At 41.6% G+C, this 18,088-nt stretch carries 15 protein-coding genes; 11 read left to right on the forward strand and 4 right to left on the reverse strand.

The window, feature by feature from the left end:
- Positions 1-551: 551 nt before the first annotated feature.
- The 4 genes from H5203_RS19560 to hslR form a co-directional block, all read right to left on the reverse strand.
- Positions 552-3,776 carry a TonB-dependent receptor gene (locus tag H5203_RS19560; protein ID WP_182735804.1) on the reverse strand — a complete coding sequence of 1,075 codons (3,225 nt, stop codon included), beginning with the start codon at positions 3,774-3,776 and terminating at the stop codon, positions 552-554.
- 396 nt (positions 3,777-4,172) lie between these two features.
- On the reverse strand, positions 4,173-5,711 hold the full coding sequence (locus H5203_RS19565; RefSeq protein WP_182820156.1) for a phosphoenolpyruvate carboxykinase: 1,539 nt from the start codon (positions 5,709-5,711) through the stop codon (positions 4,173-4,175).
- A 265-nt stretch (positions 5,712-5,976) separates the two neighbouring features.
- The gene (gene hslO, locus H5203_RS19570) at positions 5,977-6,822 is read right to left on the reverse strand and encodes an Hsp33 family molecular chaperone HslO (RefSeq protein WP_149983376.1); all 846 of its coding nucleotides are present in this window, start codon (positions 6,820-6,822) and stop codon (positions 5,977-5,979) included.
- Positions 6,823-6,834: 12 nt separating this feature from the next.
- Entirely contained in the window at positions 6,835-7,257 is a 423-nt protein-coding gene (gene hslR, locus H5203_RS19575; RefSeq protein ID WP_392352783.1) for a ribosome-associated heat shock protein Hsp15, read from the reverse strand.
- Positions 7,258-7,462: 205 nt separating this feature from the next.
- Between hslR and gspC the strand changes: the two genes are divergently transcribed.
- The 11 genes from gspC to gspM all read left to right on the forward strand — a co-directional run bounded on the left by gspC (position 7,463) and on the right by gspM (position 18,085).
- Entirely contained in the window at positions 7,463-8,410 is a 948-nt protein-coding gene (gene gspC, locus H5203_RS19580) for a type II secretion system protein GspC (RefSeq protein ID WP_145242760.1), read from the forward strand.
- Between the two features lie 23 nt (positions 8,411-8,433).
- Positions 8,434-10,494, forward strand: coding sequence for a type II secretion system secretin GspD (gene gspD, locus H5203_RS19585; RefSeq protein WP_145242762.1), 2,061 nt, complete (start codon positions 8,434-8,436; stop codon positions 10,492-10,494).
- Entirely contained in the window at positions 10,487-12,046 is a 1,560-nt protein-coding gene (gene gspE / locus H5203_RS19590; protein ID WP_310736565.1) for a type II secretion system ATPase GspE, read from the forward strand. Before gspD ends, gspE begins: the two co-directional genes overlap by 8 nt.
- 2 nt (positions 12,047-12,048) lie before the next feature.
- Positions 12,049-13,284, forward strand: coding sequence for a type II secretion system inner membrane protein GspF (gene gspF / locus H5203_RS19595; protein WP_145242766.1), 1,236 nt, complete (start codon positions 12,049-12,051; stop codon positions 13,282-13,284).
- Positions 13,285-13,358: 74 nt separating this feature from the next.
- On the forward strand, positions 13,359-13,778 hold the full coding sequence (gspG, locus tag H5203_RS19600) for a type II secretion system major pseudopilin GspG (protein ID WP_145242768.1): 420 nt from the start codon (positions 13,359-13,361) through the stop codon (positions 13,776-13,778).
- 52 nt (positions 13,779-13,830) lie between these two features.
- Positions 13,831-14,430, forward strand: coding sequence for a prepilin-type N-terminal cleavage/methylation domain-containing protein (locus tag H5203_RS19605; RefSeq protein WP_182760526.1), 600 nt, complete (start codon positions 13,831-13,833; stop codon positions 14,428-14,430).
- Complete coding sequence (gspI, locus tag H5203_RS19610; RefSeq protein WP_145242773.1) at positions 14,430-14,807, forward strand: type II secretion system minor pseudopilin GspI; 378 nt, start codon at positions 14,430-14,432, stop codon at positions 14,805-14,807. Before H5203_RS19605 ends, gspI begins: the two co-directional genes overlap by 1 nt.
- Positions 14,808-15,431: a type II secretion system minor pseudopilin GspJ gene (gene gspJ, locus H5203_RS19615; protein WP_182732554.1), complete on the forward strand. Its 624-nt coding sequence runs from the start codon at positions 14,808-14,810 to the stop codon at positions 15,429-15,431. It begins immediately after the preceding gene.
- Positions 15,421-16,410, forward strand: a complete 990-nt coding sequence (gene gspK / locus H5203_RS19620; protein ID WP_145242776.1) for a type II secretion system minor pseudopilin GspK — start codon at positions 15,421-15,423, stop codon at positions 16,408-16,410. Before gspJ ends, gspK begins: the two co-directional genes overlap by 11 nt.
- Positions 16,407-17,615, forward strand: a complete 1,209-nt coding sequence (gene gspL / locus H5203_RS19625; protein ID WP_182732555.1) for a type II secretion system protein GspL — start codon at positions 16,407-16,409, stop codon at positions 17,613-17,615. The genes gspK and gspL overlap by 4 nt, the downstream gene beginning before the upstream one ends.
- Positions 17,612-18,085: a type II secretion system protein GspM gene (gene gspM / locus H5203_RS19630; protein ID WP_182719493.1), complete on the forward strand. Its 474-nt coding sequence runs from the start codon at positions 17,612-17,614 to the stop codon at positions 18,083-18,085. Before gspL ends, gspM begins: the two co-directional genes overlap by 4 nt.
- Positions 18,086-18,088: the final 3 nt, after the last annotated feature.

Genomic DNA, 18,088 nt, shown 5'->3' on the forward strand with positions numbered 1-18,088 from the left:
GACCCACCTGACCCCATGCCGAACTCAGTAGTGAAACGAAACAGCGCCGATGATAGTGTAGCATTTGCTATGTGAAAGTAGGACATTGCCAGGCTCCAAATAAGAGAAACCCGTTACAGCGATGTAACGGGTTTTTTGTTGTCTGGAATAAATTAAAAAGAAGGTTCGAGGTGAAAGGTAATAGGTTAAAGGAAAAGAATAAGATTGCTATGTGACTTTTTACCGCCGTGGGCACTACGACATCCTAAAGCGCAGCACACCATGGCTTCAAATTTAGAAAGCCCGACTAGTAATAGTCGGGCTTTTTACATCAGCAGTAAAGTGAATGAGTGAGTTGGTGAGGAAGACAGCTTTAACCTTTTGAGATGCGTGCACTGCTATTTTTAATCATGAGAAACTAGTCAACTCGCACTCTTTATAAATAGAAGGCAAACTAGTGTTTTTTATAAGTAACAGGCAAACCTGTAACCTCTATAAGTGATAGATAAATTAGCGAAAGCTTTGGAATAAAAACGCGTAGTCTTGCTGCTACGCGTTTTAGTATTTAGCTTCTAGAAAGTTGCTCGAACGCTAAGTGCAAAGCGTCGATCTGTCGTGAAGTTCAACGCCTGAGTTTTAGTGCCCGCTTGATCCATTTGATATTTAGTTTTGGTTTCAGTCTCGAGTAAATTACTCGCTTCAACACCTACTTTCCAATGATCATTAATGGTGTAGTATAAGCTGGCATCCATCATACCTGAAGCCTCAGCATAAGCTGGTACATATTCTTCAGATTCGCGTAGGGTTAATAAATATTCAGAGCGCCACGTATAGGCTAGACGAAAAGAAACCTTTTCGTATTCATACATACCGATAATATTTAAGTTTTGGTCTGAATACCCTTGCAGAGGTAGCCCACTGAACACACGGAAAGTGTTACGGTTATCAGCGATAGGGTTACCATTTTCATCGAATCCTAATGTTCCATTTGAGATTTCGTTAGGATCTTCTAAACCACTCTGGTCTATGAAGGTATAGTTTAATTGTAAACCTAAACCACCCCAAGCGCCTGGCAGCATATCGTAGAATTGAGAGTATGAAAATTCAGCACCGCGCAGTGTACCAGAGCCAGTATTGGCAGGACCATATGCAGATAAGTTGTATTCTTCAGTTCCGTATGTCACGTCAAGGTCAAATGTTCTATTGCGAATAATGTTATCTAGTTTTTTATGGAATAGCCCCAAAGTAACGTAGCCTGCTGGCGCGAAATACCATTCGGTTGTTAGATCGGTATTTATTGCTGTTTCAGGTTTAAGGTAAGGATTACCCGATAATGCGGTCAGTTCTATATCATCGATTCCTACAACAGGGTTACTCGTTTCATCATAGTCTGCGCCAGGTGTTTGGAGGCGACGATTATAGTCTAGATTGATAATACTGATGTTCCGTGCATCAACTAGGCTTGGGTAAAATAAGGCTTTTGAGATGCCAAATCTTACCACTACGTCTTCGCTAATACCCATGCTTAGGTTTAGGCTTGGTAATATTGTGCTGTAATCAGTACCATCCACTGTGCTCAGTGTTGATTCACCCCCAGCAAGATCATAATAGCGCTTGTATTCTGGCTGCTGCATTACTGTATTTAAAGATGTTCCAGGTTCACCGCGCTTACTTACCGGCGGTTGCACTAATGCGCCAGTGGAGGCTAATTTGTAGTTTACATAGCGTAAACCTACATTACCGACTATTGGAATATCTTGCGCGACAAAATCAAAGTCGCCACGTACATAAAACTCGGTGCGTTTTTCGTTTGTTGCACTGATATTATGAGCTGCATAAGGGCCTTCAACACGGTTTGGCTTATCTGTATAAGGGACGTAAGTACCCGTACAAATACCGTTGTTTGCTGCGCTGTTTGTTGCATTATGCCAACCGTCTTTGCAGCCCTGGCGGAGCGAATCAGCATAATTTTTGACTAATTCCATGCGTGGAAAAAGGAAGTTATTTACATTACCTTGCAGTACTTGACCGTTGTAATAATCAGAGAAATCAACACGCTCAAATAATTCAGGTCGATTAACTGCAGAAGCTGCATTACGGTCATCTTGTACCCATGGTGTACCGATTGCAGACCAACCTTCATAAGCGGTGTCGCGAACAGTCAAGTCTTTGTCTGAGTGATAAATACCAGATTTAATGTTAGTAAATGTACCATCGAGTTCGTAATTAACATCTAATTTAAAACTATTGGCTTTGGCTGTATTATGCTCTATTTGTTCCATGCCACTACCAAGAAATAGATTTGGTACAGGACCATTCCAATCTTCATTAGGAGACCAACCTGCGGTTAAAATATTGTCACTGAGAAATTCAACAGAAGGTCTAGAGCCGCGCATATCTAGGAAGTAAGGCGAAACTACATGGACATGATTACCTCGTGTTTGACCTGACATACTGTAATTTTGTAGTGATTTTTCAGAGTCTATGTGTTGGTAATCGAAATCAACCGTCAGGCGATCAATTGGTTTTAGTGTTAGTTTGAATGAAGTATCTTTAACGGTATTTTCGTTATAGTTCCAGCGACTTCGATAGAAAAAAGGAGTTTCAGGACTTACACCTAAAGCAATACCTGATGTGACGAATCCATTCTCAGTGGTTAATGGGTAACCATTTTCAGCATCATCCATCCAATTCTGAGATGAGCCCATAAACCCTTTAAAGCCTTGAGCTGCTTGTCCAATTTGGCGTTCGTTCCACTCCAATGAGGCTCTTGAATTAATATGTTCCAAGGTGGCCACTATAGTTTCGTCGTTGTTAGCCCATTGCAATGATGATGTAAAGCCAGTGCGTTTACGATCATTAGTAGCTGTACTCATATGAATAGCAACCGGAACATGCCAAACACTCGCTGCAGGTTGACCGGGTAAAGCAGGGCCATCAACCGGCGAGCTTGGATCAACACCTATGATGCCACCCCATTGATCAGTAGTGGGAATAAATGAATCGCCACGGGAGTGGAAATTACCTAAACCAATACCATCACCTCGTGTTTTATATTCAGATTGTGATCCGGCAATAAGAAAGCCAAATTTACCTGCATCAGTTTCCCAGTTATCAGAGAACAGAGCGGAGAAAGAAGGAGTTGTCTCATCTCGAAAGTCACTGTAATTAGCTTTTGCGTTAAAAGAGATAATACGGTCTGTGGAATCAAATGGTTTGCGAGTAATTAGGTTGACTGTACCAGCAATACCTCCTGATATAAGATCCGCGGTTTGGTTCTTAACTACTTCTACAGCTCCTAGTAGCTCCGCGGGGAAGTCCTCATAGCTTAGGCCACCCGATGGATTTGCGCTAAATGCATCACGGCCATTTACTTCAGAGCGGACCCGGTCCAAGCCTCGAATAAGAACACCAGTCCCCTCATCTGCATAATGCTTCGGATCACTAGAAGATGCAAAGCGTTCAATTGTGACCCCAGGAACACGTTGGAGAGCCTCAGTCACTGATTTGTCAGGCAGTGCACCAATATCTGATGCCGTGATAACATCCTTTACGGTATCAGCATAGCGCTTTAAGTTTTGTGCGCTATAGATACTGCCACGGATGCCCGTGACCTCTATAACCTCAATTGATTCATCTTTATTAATAGGTTTGACATCGCTGTCATTTTGTTGCGAAGTTTGAGCTGTAAGTAACAGTGGACAAAGACCTAGTAATGCATATGAAATCGCAAGGCTAAGCCGAGTTTTCGTTCGTCCAGTGTTGTATTTATTGCTATCGATGACTAATTTTGACATGGTTTAATCTCTTTTACTTATTTTTATAACCAGTTGTAACCTTGCATTTTAACGAGGGCAAAGTTACTCCTTTCGATCGGCATTGCTACTTAATATGCCAAGTTTTAGTTACTACTTTAAATTAATGCAATACTTTTTTAACATATTAAAAGAAATAAAGTAACATTTATTTTGTTTTTTAAGGTTACTTTTTAACAGGAGCTAAGGATTAGTCGTTCTTTTAAATGTAAGGGGGTAGTTATTCCATAATAATTGTTATATGAAAATAGCGACAGGAGATAGGGTTATTACCCCGAACTCAGGTTTAGTAGTAAGAGTGATGGATTTAATTTTCTGGTTAAAATCAAAAACGCCAACTCGAGGTTGGCGTTTTAATTATGAGGCTAAAGTAGCTTATTAAGCTTTAGGTCCTGCATTTTTGATTTCATCTGATACATCGTATTTAGCGAAGTTTTCAGTGAAGTCTGCTGCAAGTTTGGCCGCATATTCAGCGTATTTAGCTTTATCTTCCCAAGTATTGATTGGGTTAAGTAGCTCGCTGTTAACGCCTGGTACTGCAACTGGTACGTCTAGGTTTAAAACATCAATATGTTGAGTTTCAACGCCAGCCAGTTTACCTGATACGATTGCATCAACAACAGCGCGGGTAGTTGGAATATCAAAACGCTTACCAGTGCCGTAAGGACCGCCAGTCCAACCAGTGTTAACTAGGTATACCTTAGCGCCAAATTCACGTACACGCTTCATTAGAAGCTCCGCGTATACACCCGCTGGACGTGGGAAGAATGGTGCACCAAAACAGGTTGAGAATGTTGATTCGATATCGCTGGTAGAACCAATTTCAGTTGAGCCAACTTTTGCAGTGTAACCGCTTAGGAAATGAAACGCTGCAGCTTCTTCGCTAAGGATTGATACTGGTGGTAATACGCCGCTTACATCACAGGTTAAGAATACCACTGCTTTTGGCTCGCCTGCGCGGTTCTCTACTTTACGTTTTTCAACGTGTTCAAGCGGATAAGCTGCGCGGCTATTTTGCGTTAGGCTAGTATCATGAAAATCAGGAATACCTTTTTCATCAAGGACAACGTTCTCTAGGATAGTTCCAAAGCGGATTGCATCCCAGATAACAGGCTCATTCTTTTGTGAAAGGTCGATACACTTAGCATAACAACCACCTTCGATGTTGAATACACTACCAGGTGCCCAGCCGTGCTCGTCATCACCAATTAAAAAGCGAGTTGGATCTGCTGATAAAGTTGTTTTACCGGTACCAGATAGACCAAAGAATAATGCTGTATCGCCAGCTTCACCTACGTTAGCTGAGCAGTGCATTGGTAGCACGCCTTTCGCTGGTAGTAGAAAGTTTTGCACTGAGAACATTGATTTTTTCATTTCACCGGCATAACGCATACCTGCAAGCAATACTTTACGTTGTGCAAAGTTGATAATTACTGTGCCATCACTGTTAGTGCCATCACGTTCTGGGTCACAAACAAATGAAGGTACATTCATTACCTGCCATTGGGGTAAATCAGATGCATTATAAGATTTAGGTTCGATAAACATATTTTTGGCAAAGATATGATGCCATGCAGTTTCTGTTGTAACAACAACAGGTAAATAATGCTCAGGATCAGCGCCTACTTCAAGGTGAGAGATGAAGTGGTCGTTGCTCTGCACATGTGCTTCTACACGTGCCCATAAAGCGTCAAATTTATCTGCATCGAAAGGGCGATTTACATTACCCCATTGGATTTCATTTTCAGTACTTGATTCTTGAACAATAAAGCGATCTTGTGGTGAACGACCAGTACGACGACCAGTGTTAGCAACAAAAGCTCCATTGGCGGCTAAAGTCCCTTCGCCACGACGGATCGCGTGTTCGACAAGTTCAGCTGCAGTTAGATCGACAAAACGAGTAGCGCTTGAAGTCATGTTTATACCTAAATTGTGTGAGATTGAACGGGATAGCTCTGGGGTTCTTGTTTCCCTTTAAGCTGTAATTATAGTAACAGATGGATTAGGGATATTCGAGCTTATCAAAGGCCTAAAAACACATATATTTAGTAAAAAACATGAATAATTTCAATGATACCGGTGTCATAAAAGTAATACAATTCATGACACCGGTATCAATTTTTGGCATAAAAAAACCGCAATAAATGCGGTTTGAATTTTGTTGGTTTTTTGAACGATTAGATTAGTTGAAAATACTTTTCACATCTTGTTCATTAAAAACGTAATCTTTTAAGCAATAATGGCAGCTAATTTTTACCTCACCATTTTCAATAACGTCATCTAATAAAGCTTGTTGACCTATATTAACGAGCGCAGTGATGGTTTTTTCTCTACTACAACCACATTTAAACTGGATTGCTTGCGGCTCGTAAACACGCGGATTGTCTTCATGATAAAGTCGAGTAAGCACAGTGGCAGCATCAAGCTCTAACAACTCTTCAGCTTTAATCGTATTGCTGAGTGCTTCAAGGTGAGTAAAGTCAGTAATCGACTTTTCTTTATTTACAGGTAACACCTGTAGTAGTAAACCAGCAGCTTTAGCATGACCTTGTGTTGTATCAGTTGCAAACCATAGACGTGTTTGTAGTTGCTCTGATTGTGCAAAGTAGGCTTCAAGACATGCTGCTAACGTGTCATGCTCAAGCGGAACTATACCTTGATAACGCTCACCTTTAGTTGGTGTGATTGTCAGTACCATCACACCGTTACCGATTAGTTCCTGGATGGTTGAGCCTGTTACTTCACCTTGCAGGCGGGCAATACCACGCATATTTTGTTGATGATCACCGTTGATAACCGCATATTTTACCGGGCCATCACCTTGCAGTTGTACTGCTATATCACCTTCAAACTTTAATGTAGCTGTAAGTAGGCAGGTTGCGACCAGTAACTCACCCAATAAAGCTTGCACTTGCACGGGGTAATTATGATCGGCAATCATTTCATTATAAGCTTGCTCTATTTGTACGAGTTCGCCGCGGACGTCTAGTTGATCAAATGTATAACGATGAAGTAGATCTTGTTGCATGAGTGGCTTTACCTAACTTGATTTCATTTTTAAAAGTTCGCGTCTTTGCTTTTTATCTGGTTTACGGTCCGGATGAGGAGCAAAAAAGCTATTATTCTTGCGCGCGATGCTATTGGCTTCGCGTTTTTCGATACTTGCATCAGACTCCTGATACAAAGTTTGAGCAATGGGGGCACTTAAACGTTTATCAAGCAATTTAAGTACAGTGATAACTTTTTCGTCAACTCCTTGAGCAAGTTTGATCACGGCATCTAGTTCGACTACCTTACTAGGCTTAGTGCGCTGGCCATTATAATGTACTTTGCCACCTTGCACCATGTCCCGTGCGATGGCGCGGGTTTTATAAAAGCGTGCAGCCCACAACCACTTGTCTAAACGGATACTAATAGTTTCATCTTTTGATGTGGTATTACGGGTGTTACTTTTTGACACGATTATACTCGATTAAAAGCGTGACTCTGTAAGGCAAAACTTAGCATGAAACTTACTGACAAAGAAATAGTCGAAGCTTTTTACATTCAGCGTAAGTGTTAATTTACCTTGTTTACAAAGTTTAATATTAGTGCGCTTGTTGAATGAAAAATGAAAAGGTACTATAGGCCAGCGATGAAGCAGCAAATTAAAATAAGAAACGTCATTTATGGAACAGCGATTACAACAGCTAAAACATCTAGTAAGTAAATTACCCCACGCTAAATTGGGTTGGGCAATAACGCTTTTAGCCGTTGTTTATATTGCCTTTTTGGCTGCAAAACTATTTTGGTTAATATGGCCTACCCCGGTTAATTCTAGCCTTTCTCCAAGCTATATTAATAGCGTTACAGGTAAGCCTGAACGGGTTAATACGCAATTAATTTTAGCACAAAACTTGTTTGGTAAAGCCGACGCAGTGCCTAAAAAACAAGCAAGCCAACAAGCTCAAGTCATTAACAATGCGCCAGAAACTCGATTAAGCATTAATTTAACTGGTATTGTTGCAGTCAGTGGCAATGATCAAACAGGCTTGGCAATTATTGAGTCTCAAGGTCAACAATCAACCTATTTGGTGGATGACGTTGTGCAAGGCACTCGCGCTAAACTTGCGCAAGTATTACCTGATCGAGTAATTTTAGATGTTAGTGGCCGTTTTGAAACGTTAATGCTTGATGGCGTAGATTTTACCAAAACAGTGTCAATGCCAGTACTTGCCGAACGTGATAGTGATGAACCTGAACTCGATGACGGTCCGCAAATGGAAAGTGACCGTCAGATTGATGTAACAGCAAATCAAGAAGTAAAAGAAGCACTTATAGATACCCGGGAAGAACTGTTAAAAGACCCCGGTAAACTATTTGACTATATTCGAGTATCTCAGGCTATGAAGGATGGTGAGCTTATTGGCTATCGTTTAAGCCCAGGTAAAGACCCTGCATTATTTACGCAGATGGGGTTACAAAATAACGATTTGGCTGTATCGATTAACGGCTATCAATTAACAGATTTAAAACAGGCCATGTCAGCCATTAATGAGCTGCGTAATAGTACCGATGCGAACATTACAATTGACCGTGATGGCGAGCAGATTGATGTGCAATTTAGCCTGCAATAACTTAGCTTTGGAGTTTTAATATAATGGTTCACGCGCTACACCTCAAAAAAATCAGAAAAGGGTTAGCTAAGTACGCAACACTTTTTTTTGTGGCTAGCTTATCTCTATCGGTGTCTGCCGTTGAGTATGCTGCAAACTTTAAAGGGACCGATATCAACGAGTTTATTAATATCGTTGGTAAAAATCTAAATAAGACCGTCATTATCGACCCGAACGTACGTGGTAAAGTAAACGTACGCAGCTATGAATTGATGGATGAAGCACTTTATTATCAATTCTTCTTAAATGTACTAGAAGTTTACGGTTATTCAGCTGTTGAAATGGATAACGGTATATTAAAAATTGAAAAAAGCTCTGATGCTAAAAAATCAAACGTACCGTTAGTTACTGAAGACGACCAAGCGCGCGGTGATATGATGATCACTCGTGTCGTACGTGTAAAAAATGTTAGCGTACAAGAACTAGGTCCATTAGTGCGTCAGTTTAGCGACCAAAAAGATGGCGGTCATGTTGCCAACTTCAACGCTGCAAACGTCATGATGTTGACCGGTCATGCTGCCTCAGTAAACCGACTTGTTGAAATTATTCGCTCAGTTGACCAAGCCGGTGATAAGCGGGTTGATATTGTAAAGCTAAACTTTGCCACCGCTGATGATGTGGTATCTGTGGTTGATAATATTTACAAAGATAGCGGTAAAGGCAGTATCCCAGAATTTTTGATCCCTAAAGTCGTTGCAGATGGCCGTACTAATAGCGTTATTGTCAGTGGCGAAGGCCAAGCAAGAACGCGTGCTATTGAATTAATTAAACGCCTCGACGGTGAGTTACAAAGCCAAGGCAACACTAAAGTAATTTACCTTAATTACGCTAGCGCTGAAGATTTAGTGAAAGTGTTGCAAGGGGTTAGCAAAACGCTTGGTGAAGAAGGTCAAGGTGGGGCAACTAAAACCCGTAGCCGCAACCAAAACGAAACCAGTATTGAAGCTCACCCAGATTCAAACTCATTGGTCATTACTGCTCAACCTGACACCATGCGTTCATTGGAGTCAGTGATTGAACGGCTTGATATTCGTCGTGCTCAAGTACTCGTTGAAGCAATCATTGTTGAAGTAATGGAAGCTGATGGTATTAACTTTGGTCTGCAATGGATTTCAGAGCAAGGCGGTATGATGCAGTTTAATAACGGCACAACCGTTCCTGTTGGTTCTTTAGCTGTAGCTGCTGAACAAGCCCGTGATAAGACAGTGACTAAAACTCTCACTGGTGATAATACTGAGCTTAAGGAATACGATGAAACGCAAAAAGGTGATCTTGGCCCGTTAGGTGCTTTGTTAGGGGGCATCAATGGATTGGCTATGGGGATTGTTAAAAACGATTGGGGCGCGATCATTCAAGCAGTCTCTACTGATACTAACTCAAATATTCTTGCTACGCCTTCGGTTACCACCATGGATAACGAAGAGGCATCGATGATTGTCGGTCAAGAAGTGCCGATCATTACTGGCTCGCAAACGGGTTCTAATAATTCTAATCCATTTCAAACAGTAGAGCGTCAAGAGGTAGGTGTAAAACTTAAAGTAACGCCACAAATAAATGATGGTTCAGCTGTACAGTTAACCATTGAGCAAGAAGTATCTGGCGTGAGTGGTACTACTTCGGTGGATATATCTATTAATAAACGTGCCATTAAAACCACGGTTATGGCTGATGATGGCGGCATGGTTGTGCTTGGTGGTCTAATTGATGAAGACGTGCAAGAAAGTGTCTCAAAGGTACCAATATTAGGTGATATTCCTATCCTTGGTCACTTATTCCGCTCAACCAGCACCAGCAAGCGTAAACGTAATTTAATCGTGTTTATTCGCCCAACCATTATTCGTGATGGTATTAAAATGAATAAATTAAGCCACAGTAAATATAACTTTATCCGTGGTGAGCAGTATAAACAAAAAGAAGATGGTATTGATTTAATGCCTCTAACCGATGCACCAATCCTACCTGAGTGGAATGATGCATTAGTATTACCGCCAACTTATGAAGAATACTTAAGACAGCAAAATACAGATGAGCGCAATAATGACTGATGCAATCACTGAGATCACCGCAGAGCCCTCACAGCCGCTAAATAATAGCGAGCTGATGACCAGTAACGATTTAGTTGAACTGCCTAATAAGCGGCTACCATTTTCATATGCACGACGTACAGGCATGTTATTAAGTAAAAATAATGATGACCGGGTGGTTTTCTATCGTGGTGAGCTTAATATTGATGCATTGTTAGAAGTGCGCCGCATTGCTGGGCATGGCTTTACGCTTGAACATTTAGCTGATGACAAGTTTGAGTTGTTATTAGAGGCATCGTATCAACGCGATAGTTCTGAAACCCAGCAAATGATGGAAGACATAGGTAACGAAGTTGATTTATTTTCACTGGCTGAAGATATGCCGCAAACGGAAGATTTGCTTGCCGGAGATGATGATGCACCAATCATTAAATTGATCAATGCGATGCTCAGTGAAGCGATTAAAGAAGGCGCGTCAGATATTCACATCGAAACCTTTGAGCAAGAGCTGGTGATCCGCTTTCGGGTTGATGGCGTGCTTAAAGAAGTGTTAAAGCCGAATCGTAAACTCGCTTCATTGCTAGTTTCGCGTATTAAAGTAATGGCGAAACTCGATATTGCAGAAAAGCGTATCCCGCAGGATGGTCGTATTAGTTTGCGTATCGCAGGACGTGCCGTTGATGTTCGGGTATCAACCATGCCATCAAGTTTTGGTGAGCGGGTTGTACTGCGTTTACTTGATAAAAATAACGCGCGTTTAAATCTTGAAGATTTAGGTATGACGCTGCGCAATCGTGAATTGTTCTCTGATTTGATCAGTAAACCGCACGGAATTATTTTGGTGACCGGTCCAACTGGTTCTGGTAAAAGTACCACGCTTTATGCGGGCATGAGCCAAATTAACTCTCGCGATCGTAATATTTTAACGGTTGAAGATCCAATCGAGTATGAAATCCCAGGTATTGGTCAAACTCAGGTAAATACTAAAGTTGATATGACCTTTGCCCGTGGCTTACGGGCAATCTTACGTCAAGATCCTGATGTAGTAATGGTTGGTGAAATACGTGACCTTGAAACCGCACAAATTGGCGTGCAAGCCTCACTTACAGGTCACTTAGTGATGTCGACATTGCATACCAATACCGCAGCAGGTGCTATCTCTCGTATGGAAGATATGGGGGTTGAACCCTTCTTGCTATCATCTTCTTTGTTAGGGGTGTTATCGCAGCGTCTAGTGCGAACTTTATGTAAGAGCTGTAAAGAAGGTCATGTTGCAGATGAGCGCGAGTGTGAATTGCTCGGCGTACCATTTGTAAATCCGCCGACTATTTACCGAGCCGTTGGCTGTGAAGAGTGTAACTTTAATGGTTACCGTGGTCGTACCGGTATTCATGAATTACTGGTAGTTGATGAAACTGTTCGCGAACTTGTTCACAGTGGTAAAGGTGAGCAAAGTGTTGAAAAGTACATTCGCAAACATACCCCAAGTATTCGCCAAGATGGCTGTAGTCGCGTATTAGCCGGTAAAACCACCCTTGAAGAAGTATTACGTGTAACGCGTGAGGAAGGTTAACAATGGCAGCATTTGAATATCGCGCGCTCGATGCTCGCGGCAAAGAGAAAAAAGGTATTCAAGAAGCGGATACCGCGAAACAAATTCGCCAATCTTTACGTGAACAAGGTCTTACGCCGCTCGAAGTTGTGCCCGCCGCAGAGGGTGATAAACAAGTTAAAGGTGAAAAAAGCTCGCCATTTGGCAGCTTTTTTAAAGCGAAAATATCTACCTCAGATCTCGCTTTGATCACTCGCCAACTCGCTACACTCATTCAATCGGCGTTACCGGTTGAAGGGGCGGTAATGGCGGTGGCTGAGCAGTGTGAAAAGCCGCGTATGAAGCGTATGTTAATGTCGGTGCGTTCAAAAGTTGTTGAAGGTTATACCTTGGCTGATGGCATGTCTGAGTTTCCACATGTATTTGATAATTTATACCGCGCTATGGTAGCTGCAGGTGAAAAATCAGGTCACTTAGATGCTGTATTGAACCGTTTAGCCGATTACACGGAACAACGTCAACACATGCGTAGTCAAATCACACAAGCGATGGTGTATCCGGTGATATTAGTAATATTTGCCATTGGTATCGTTTCAATATTACTAGGTACTGTAGTGCCTAAAATATTGAAGACATTTGAAAAGTCAAAGCAGGTTTTACCTTGGACGACGGAATGGGTAATGGCTGCTAGTAACTATGTGCAAAATTATTGGTTCATTACTTTGGTGTTATTTACCGCGACAGTGATTGGTGTTAAACATGCGCTAAAACAGCCTAAGATCCGCTTTTGGTATGATTCGAAAATTTTGATGATGCCGGGCATTGGCAAAGTTGCTCGTAGTATTAATACCGCCAGATTTGCTCGTACACTGAGTATCTTGTCATCAAGTTCAGTGCCGTTACTCGAGGGAATGCGTATTTCTGGTGGCGTATTGATCAACGAGAAAATTAAAAAAGCAGTGGCGGATGCCGCAACCCGCGTTAGTGAAGGGGCAAGTTTAAGAGCGTCCTTACAACAAACAAAATTATTCCCACCGATGATGCTGCATATGATCGCCAGTGGGGAGAAATCAGGTGAGCTCGAGCAAATGCTAGAGCGTGCTGCAAACAATCAAGACCGTGAATTTGAAACCATGGTAAATGTCTCGCTAAAACTCTTAGAGCCTGCGATGATAGCGTCCATGGCGGTTATTGTATTGTTTATCGTAATGGCCATATTACAACCTATTATGGCAATGAATAAAGCGATTGGACTTTAACTATTTTAGGGATTTCGTAATGCATTTTTACCGTGTTACGATAGTTAATTATTAAGAACAACAGAGGTATGTACGTGAATAAACAAGCAGGTTTCTCATTACTCGAAGTTATGGTGGTACTGGTTATCATTGGCATGATCATGTCAATCGTGGCACCCAATATTATGGGCCAGCAAGAAGAAGCGGCACTTGATAAAGCGCATCTTGATATTCAGCAGCTTGAAGATGCTATGAGTCTTTATAAATTAAAGAACAAAGCGTACTTAACCACTGAGCAAGGCCTTGAAGGGTTAGTGACTAAAACTAGCGTAGAGCCAGTACCAAAGCGTTTTCCTGAAGGTGGCTTTATTTCTAAATTACCAGAAGATCCATGGGGAAATCCGTACCAGTTAATCAGCCCAGGTGAAGTTGGTAAATTTGATTTGTTTTCAATGGGACCCGATGGCGAAGTGGGTACTGATGACGACATTGGTAACTGGGATGAAGAAAAATAATAATGCATCTTAGTATAAAGGCGTTTTTACACCCAGCACCGAGCTTAGCATGATGTTAAGTCGGGCTAAGTTGCGCCTTGCAAAGCTAAAGTCACCGATGCGTGGCTTTAGTTTAATTGAAATTTTGGTTGTGCTGGTGGTGATCGCCTTCGCCACTAAAATGGTGGTATATAGTCTTGATGGCGGTGTTGAAGATGAATTGGATAAACAAGCACTGAGACTGCATACCACCATTAATATGGCTTCTGAATTTGCAATCTTAAATCAGGTTGAATTAGGTTTTCAGCTTGATAAAGATACCTTAGAGTTTTTAGTGTTTGATGGTGAAAAATGGATCACCTTCGACCGAGAAAAGCTGTTTGCGCCGATGACTGTTGATGAACGTCTTAAGTTGACACTTAATCTAGAAGATCTCGCATGGGCTCAAGATAATCTACTCGAGCAATCCAATTGGCGCGAGTTAATGAGTGGCGGTGATGATGATAGCTTACTCGAATTGCAAAAAATGAAAATCCCGCAAGTGCTAATTTTATCTTCTGGTGAGGTGAGCGCATTTCAACTTATCTATGAATTAAAAGATGAAAAAGAACCTGTGTATTTCATCGAAGGGGAATTTTCCGCACCGGTTAACTTACGCAGAGAGCCAGAATAATGTATCGCAGGTCTAAAGGTTTTACTTTACTTGAGGTTATGGTGGCGCTGAGTATTTGCGCCATGGCTGGGATTGCCGCCATGCAAGCTACAGCCGAGCATATTAATCATTTATCAAGCCTTGAAGAGCAAACCTATGCCTCTTGGGTGGCTGAGAATGTAATGATTGAACAGCGTACCTTAGGCGATAAGTGGCAAGGCAAAAATGGCGCAAAAGGCACTGAAACAATGGCTGGTATAGAATGGTATTGGCGTCAAGATACCGAAGCGACAGCAGATAAAAGTTTTGTAAAAGTGACTATTAATGTATTTAGCGATGAAAAGTTAGAGCACTCGGTTTATGAGCTCATCAGCTATTTAAATAAAGGTAGCAAATAAGTGAAGCAGCGCGGTTTTACACTATTAGAAGTGATGGTAGCGCTGGGGATTTTAGCATTCGTCGTGTTAGCTACTCACCAAATTCTTGATTCGACCACGAAAGCGAAAGATGCATCAGACGAAAAAATTGCAGAATTGAATGGTTTGCAAACGACCTTTAGGTTAATGGATCAAGATTTCAGCCAAATGACTAAACGTGCCGTGCGCAATGAAGCCGGTGATGTGCAAGAACAATATCTACTTGCTGGGCGTTACACCATTAATAGCCAGTATGATGGTATTGCCTTTGTGCGAGATGGCTGGGTTAACCCAATTAATTTATTACCGCGCTCAGAGCTACAAGCGGTGGGTTATCGTGTTATTGATGACAACCTTGAGCGTATATATAGGGTCTATGTTGATCAACTCGATAATCTTGAGCCGCGAGTGCAAGTTATTCTTAAAGATATCGAAGATCTTAAATTTGAATTTTTAGATGAAAAAAATGAATGGCAAGAGCAGTGGCAGGGCAAGTCATTGCCAAAAGCTGTGGCGGTCACATTGCAACAAATTGATGAAGAACCAATAAGACGCGTTTTTTTAGTACCGGGTAATGGAAAGATGGGAGGTTTAAATGAACCATAAATCCCAACATGGCGCCGCGCTTATAATTGTCTTATTTATTGTTGCCTTGGCATCAATTTTAGCCGTAGAGATGAGTGCTAACTTGCTTGTTCAAGTTCAAAAAAGTACCAACATACAAGGCCATCAGCAAGCCAAGTGGTATGCCTATGCAGCAGAAGAGCTGGCTATTAAAGCGTTATTACAAAGCAAAAAAGATGACCCTGAAAAAACCACTTTAAAACAAATTTGGGCGCAACAAGGCGATATTCCTTATCCGGTCGATAATGGTACCTTGCAAGGCAAGATCACGGACTTACAGGCTTGTTTAAATCTCAATGCATTACGTGTTAAAGCGCCACAAGCGGGTAGTACTGATAAAACCAATCCTGCGCACACCGCGTTATTAGCGCTATTAGAAAATATTGAGGACTTGCCAGCAGAAGAGTCGGAAGAAGCCATGGCTGACAGTGTTTACGACTGGCTCGATGAAGATAGTATTACTTATCGTTCTGGTGCTGAAGAAGATGAGTATTTATCGCGTAAATCACCATATATGACAGCGAATAGTTTTTTTGCATCAAGCTCAGAGCTGCGTTTGGTTAAAGGGTTTAATCCATTAGTGATGGAAAAAATCTTGCCATACGTATGCGTGATCCCAGGTAGCGAATTGTTAGCAATTAATGTCAATACAATCGCTCCTGAACAGGCATTATTATTGAGTGCATTGATTGATGGTTTGAGTGAGTCAGGTGCGCAAAGTGTGCTATCAGTCCGGCCAGAAGAAGGCTTTAATAATATTGAAGAATTTTTTGAACAAGTGAATCAACAAGGGGCTCAAAATGTTAAGTCTGTTGAAAAACTGTTCACCATAAATAGCGAATATTTTAAACTACAAGCGCAGGCTAAATTTGTCGATCTGCGTTTTTCGATGACCACATTACTGCATGCCAAAGATGGCGAAGTAACTATACTGGCGCGAAAATTTGGAGGCGTACAGTGACAGAAATACTGTTGATCCGCACGGGTCAAACTCAACAAGAAAGTATTAATTGGCTGATTTACTCACCATTAGAACAAGAAATAATTGCCAGTGGCGGATTGCCGAACGCTGAGCAACTGAGTGAGTTAGTTGAAAAAGCACAGAATCGTGAAGTTGTGGTATTACTGCCATGTGATCAGGTGCAACTAAAAACCGTAATCCTGCCGACCAAATGGAATCGTAAGCTTGAGCAAGCGCTCCCATATATGCTCGAAGAAGAGATTGCATGTGACGTAGATGACTTATTTATCGCGATTGCTGAGCCTACTATGGTCGGTGACAAGCACGCCATTAAAGTTGCCATGACTGACCGAGAATGGTTTGAAACTTGGTTAGCTGTATTTGCTGAACATGAAATTGCAGTGTTAAAACTGTTACCCGATGCATTATTGCTTCCTACTGCGGAACATGAGGGATTAAGCGTTATTGAGCTTAATAACCAATGGCTATGTAAGCAAGGCTCATGGCGGATAAGTGCTGTAGAGCAAAGCTGGTTGGCTGAGTATTTAACTGCTTTAGGTCACCCTGATGTTGCACATTACAGCCCTGCCTCGCAATTTCCAGAAACGGTTAATCTTACGGCGCATACCGATGCTTATGATTTGCCGCTGGCGTTATTTGCTAAACAATTACCTGAGATAAAATTCAATCTTCGCCAAGGCCAATATCAACTGAAAAAGAAAAGCGCATTATGGTGGGCGTATTGGCAAGGTGCCGCCATTGCAGCGAGTGTCGCGTTAGTTGGCTCTGTGGCAGTAAAAAGTCTTGAATTGTATCAGTTAAATAGTGAGCTTGAAGTCGCTAAAACACAAGTGGTTGAGCGCTATCAAACGGCCTTTCCAGGGAAAACAGTTCGTCCGCATTTGATTAAAAACCAAATTCAGGGTGAATTGGCTAAATTAGAGGGTGGCAGCAGTGCCGGATTCCTAGATTTAACGAATGAGCTGGTGGGGGTATTTAGCCAAGTGCAAGAGTTTACTCCTGAGACATTGCGTTATGATCAACGTCGCAATGAACTTAGAGTTCGTGCTCGCGGAAAAGATTTTCAAACCTTTGGCAAAGTTAAAGCAATTCTTGAACAACGCGGATTAACTGTAGACCAAGGCTCATTAAATAATGATGGCGACTTTGTAGTCGGTGAAATAAAACTACGAGGTGCTGCATGAAACAACAACTTTTAAAACATTGGCGTGGCTTAAAAGAGCAAGAGCAACAGTTAGTGATGGTCGCTGGGGTTATTTTTGTTATTTTTATATTAGTTATGGGTATTTTTAGACCACTAAACAACGCGATAACTGAAGCTGAAAAAAACCAAGTTAAACAGCAAGAATTATTAGCGTGGGTTGATAACAGTATTGTTAAACTCAAAGCGGGTAGTGCGCGTGCTGTTACAAGTGACCAAAACTTGAGTCAAATAGTTAATGCTAGCCGCGCTCGCTACGATATAACCATAAGCAAAATGCAGCCTAGCGATAATTCATTAAGATTAACCATCGACTCGGTACAGTTTAATAAGCTCATAGAATGGCTTGATGAACTGGTAAACACTAAAGGCGTATTGATTGAAAATTTAGATCTCAGTCGCGATGATAAACCAGGCTACGTGCGCGTTAGCCGACTGGTATTAGAGAAGTAAAGA

It is taken from the genome of Pseudoalteromonas sp. SG41-1 (assembly GCF_014164575.1).
Taxonomy (GTDB): Bacteria; Pseudomonadota; Gammaproteobacteria; order Enterobacterales; family Alteromonadaceae; genus Pseudoalteromonas; species Pseudoalteromonas rhizosphaerae.

Coding starts and splice junctions, on each gene's coding strand:
- gspE (WP_310736565.1), top strand. CDS start 10,487: ATGACTGATGCAATCACTGAGATCACCGCAGAGCCCTCACAGCCGCTA.
- gspF (WP_145242766.1), top strand. CDS start 12,049: ATGGCAGCATTTGAATATCGCGCGCTCGATGCTCGCGGCAAAGAGAAA.
- gspI (WP_145242773.1), top strand. CDS start 14,430: ATGTATCGCAGGTCTAAAGGTTTTACTTTACTTGAGGTTATGGTGGCG.
- gspC (WP_145242760.1), top strand. CDS start 7,463: ATGGAACAGCGATTACAACAGCTAAAACATCTAGTAAGTAAATTACCC.
- gspK (WP_145242776.1), top strand. CDS start 15,421: ATGAACCATAAATCCCAACATGGCGCCGCGCTTATAATTGTCTTATTT.
- H5203_RS19560 (WP_182735804.1), bottom strand. CDS start 3,776: ATGTCAAAATTAGTCATCGATAGCAATAAATACAACACTGGACGAACG.
- H5203_RS19565 (WP_182820156.1), bottom strand. CDS start 5,711: ATGACTTCAAGCGCTACTCGTTTTGTCGATCTAACTGCAGCTGAACTT.
- gspD (WP_145242762.1), top strand. CDS start 8,434: ATGGTTCACGCGCTACACCTCAAAAAAATCAGAAAAGGGTTAGCTAAG.
- H5203_RS19605 (WP_182760526.1), top strand. CDS start 13,831: ATGTTAAGTCGGGCTAAGTTGCGCCTTGCAAAGCTAAAGTCACCGATG.
- gspM (WP_182719493.1), top strand. CDS start 17,612: ATGAAACAACAACTTTTAAAACATTGGCGTGGCTTAAAAGAGCAAGAG.
- hslO (WP_149983376.1), bottom strand. CDS start 6,822: ATGCAACAAGATCTACTTCATCGTTATACATTTGATCAACTAGACGTC.